Consider the following 2,994-nt stretch of genomic DNA (forward strand, 5'->3'; position numbering starts at 1 on the left):
CCTGGTCATAATAACCAAAAACGGGTTCCGAAGCAGTGGCTAGTCACCCTTTTTTGGTTATTATGCCCAGTTTCTGATACCAGGAAGCAAGTTTCGCAATCACCTGATATAAAATAGAATTGTAAAACGAAAAAATCTCAGAAAATAATGTGGAAATATAGTGATTATGTATGATTATGATAGAAAAACAGATGCGGCAAGGCAAGATACAGGCCTGCCTTGCTTTTTAGACATCCTCCCCTAAAAGGGAACCCTTTAGCACTTCAAAGGCCGCTGTCCTCCCTCCGTTTCCGGAAACAGGCACCAGCTCCTGGAAAACCACCGCCTCCAGCACATGCAAAAGGCGTATTTTTATCTGCCGCTGTCTGGCTGGCGGAAACTTCTCCACAATACGCTCCACCACACAGGCTGCATTTCCAGCATGCAGAGAGGATAAAACCAAATGCCCTGTCTCAGCAGCATGAATGGCAAGCTCAATGATTTCCGTATCCTGCAGCTCTCCTATCATGATCACGTCAGGATCCTCCCGCAGGGCCGCCTTGAGGGCGCTTAGATAAGTATCAGAATCTGTTCCGATCTCCCTTTGATTTACCATGGCCATTTTGTGCTGATGAAGATATTCTATAGGCTCCTCCAGAGTGATCACATGCACCTGGCGGCTTTCGTTTATCTGGTCGACCAAGGCCGCCAGCGTCGTGGAAGCTCCGCTCCCAGCCGGTCCTGCCGCCAGCACCATACCCTCTTTCTTTGCGCAGAGGTCTGCCAGGCATTCCGGCGCTCCCAGTTCCTCCAGGGTGGGCACCTTAGCCCCCACCAGCCGGAAGGCCAAAGCTGCCGATCCTCTCTGCTTATACGCATTCACCCGAAAGCGCCCGCACCCTGAAATAGAAAAGGACAGGTCACATTCCCCATGCTCCTCAAAATATTCTCTCTGCTGCTGCGTCATGATATTCACCAGTACATCCAGTGTTTCTGCCGGCAGCACCTTCGGATAACCCATGGAGACCAGTCCGCCGTCTATGCGCATTTTCGGCGGAATTCCCACCGTCAAATGTACATCACTTGCCCCGGCCTCCTTAGCCGCCTTTAAAATTTCCTCTATCCCAGGCATCTTATGCTCTTCTCCTGTCTCTTTGGAATGACTCTGCCCAGCCTCTTAAATCTTCATTACAGATTTATTATACCCCGGCTCTATCTGATTGACAAGCTTTCATCGCGTTCAGAACAGAAATTTTGTGGCTGTCCAGCCCTCTACGCAAAAGCGTCTCTCAGCTTCTGCAGTGCCTTTTTCTCGATTCTGGACACATAGCTGCGGGATATCCCCATCCTTTCGCCAATCTCATTCTGGGTAGCCTCCGGCCTTCCGTCCAGCCCATAGCGTAAAATCAATATCTCCCTTTCCCTGTCTGTGAGACATTCCTCTAACAGCACAAACAGCTTCTTTATATTGCTGTGAAATTCCATGCTGTCAACGATATCCGGCTGCTGCTGTTCGATCACATCCACCAAATGTATCTCATTGCCCTCTTTATCCTGGCCAATGGGCTCAAATAAAGAAACCTCCCGGGAGGTTTTCTTTTTGCTGCGCAGCAGCATCAGCAGCTCATTGTCTATACAACGGCAGGCGTAGGTGGCAAGCCGCCCCTTTCCCGCATCAAAGGTATCCACCGCTTTGATCAGTCCAATGCAGCCGATGGATATTAAGTCTTCCATATCCTCGTCTACATTCTGATATTTTTTGGCAATGTGCGCCACCAGCCGAAGGTTTCGCTCTATCAGAATCTCCTTGGCCCGCCGGGCCTCTACGGGGGTGCCTTCCTGCAGCAGCCGGATGTACTCGGCTTCTTCTCCTGAGGTTAAAGGTTTTTGAAATGTTTTCAAAATACCCCCCTGGATTTCTCTTTACAATAGTCTATGAAAAACCTCCGCCTCCGGTGCCTGTCACGAGAGCAAAAACTGCGCCATGCAGTAGTTGCTCAAATCCAGGCCTCTTTCCGTGAGAGCCAGCCACTTTTCCTTCGTCTCCTCATCCTCCCGAAAGTAAAGCAGGCCGTCTTTTCTGTTTCTTTCAATGACAGGCCCATAAACCTTTTCCATGGACACGCCAAAGGTCCTTTCAAATGCAAGGGGACTGATTCCCCGTATCATACGCAGCCCCAAAAACACAAATTCCTCCATCTGTTCTGTGACCGAAAGGCTCTGCACCCCCTCCCTGCACCCCAGGGGAGCCTCCAGATAACGGTCCAGATCACGGCCGTTTTGAAACCGCACATTGTCCACCAGAGACGCCGCGCCAATCCCAAGCCCCAGATAATCCTCTCTCTGCCAGTACCCACAGTTATGACGGCAGGCATAGCCAGGCTTCGCATAATTGGATATCTCATACCTTTCATATCCGTGTTCTCTCAGAATGCGCCCCGTCTCCTCATACATCAGACGCTCGCTGTCCTCATCCGGCAAGGGAAGCCGTCCCTCCTTTTGAAGGGATGCAAAAGGCGTTCCCTCCTCCACAATGAGACTGTAGGCCGAGATGTGCTCAGGAGGACGTCTCAGGGAAAGGACACGGCAGAGCGTTTCCTTCCAGGAGGCAATTGTCTGGCCCGGAATGGCGCTCATAAGATCCACGCTCATATTTGCAAAGCCCACTTCCCGTCCAGCCTCCCAGGTATGCAGGAAATCGGAAAAGCTGTGTATCCTGCCAAGGGCCGAAAGCTCTTTTTCATCTGCAGACTGTAAGCCGATGCTCAGCCTGTTGATTCCGGCCTCATAATAGGCGGCAAGTCTTTCCTCCTCCGCCGTGCCGGGATTTACCTCCATAGTGATTTCCGCATCCTTAGACAGGCGAAAGCTCCCTCTTACAGTATCCATTAGCTCCTGTATCTTTTGGGGAGGCGCCACAGAGGGCGTACCGCCTCCCAGAAAAATACTGGTCACCGTCCTGTCTGTGTACTCTCCTGCCCTTTTTCTTGTCTCTGTCAGCAATGCCTCCATATA

Annotated in this window: 2 protein-coding genes and 1 pseudogene; all 3 read right to left on the bottom strand. The window is 51.1% G+C overall.

Annotated features, from left to right (window positions below; translation table 11 throughout):
- Positions 1-226: 226 nt before the first annotated feature.
- Positions 227-1,114 (bottom strand): annotated as a pseudogene (locus tag AC1WIP_RS13880) (type IV pilus twitching motility protein PilT); the annotation flags it as partial.
- Between the two features lie 137 nt (positions 1,115-1,251).
- Positions 1,252-1,881 carry an RNA polymerase sporulation sigma factor SigK gene (gene sigK, locus AC1WIP_RS13885; protein WP_481142384.1) on the bottom strand — a complete coding sequence of 210 codons (630 nt, stop codon included), beginning with the start codon at positions 1,879-1,881 and terminating at the stop codon, positions 1,252-1,254.
- Between the two features lie 60 nt (positions 1,882-1,941).
- Positions 1,942-2,994 (bottom strand): radical SAM family heme chaperone HemW (hemW, locus tag AC1WIP_RS13890; RefSeq protein WP_481142385.1); only part of this gene is annotated, 1,053 nt, incomplete at its 5' end.

The sequence above is a fragment of the Acetatifactor sp. genome (genome assembly GCF_982438285.1).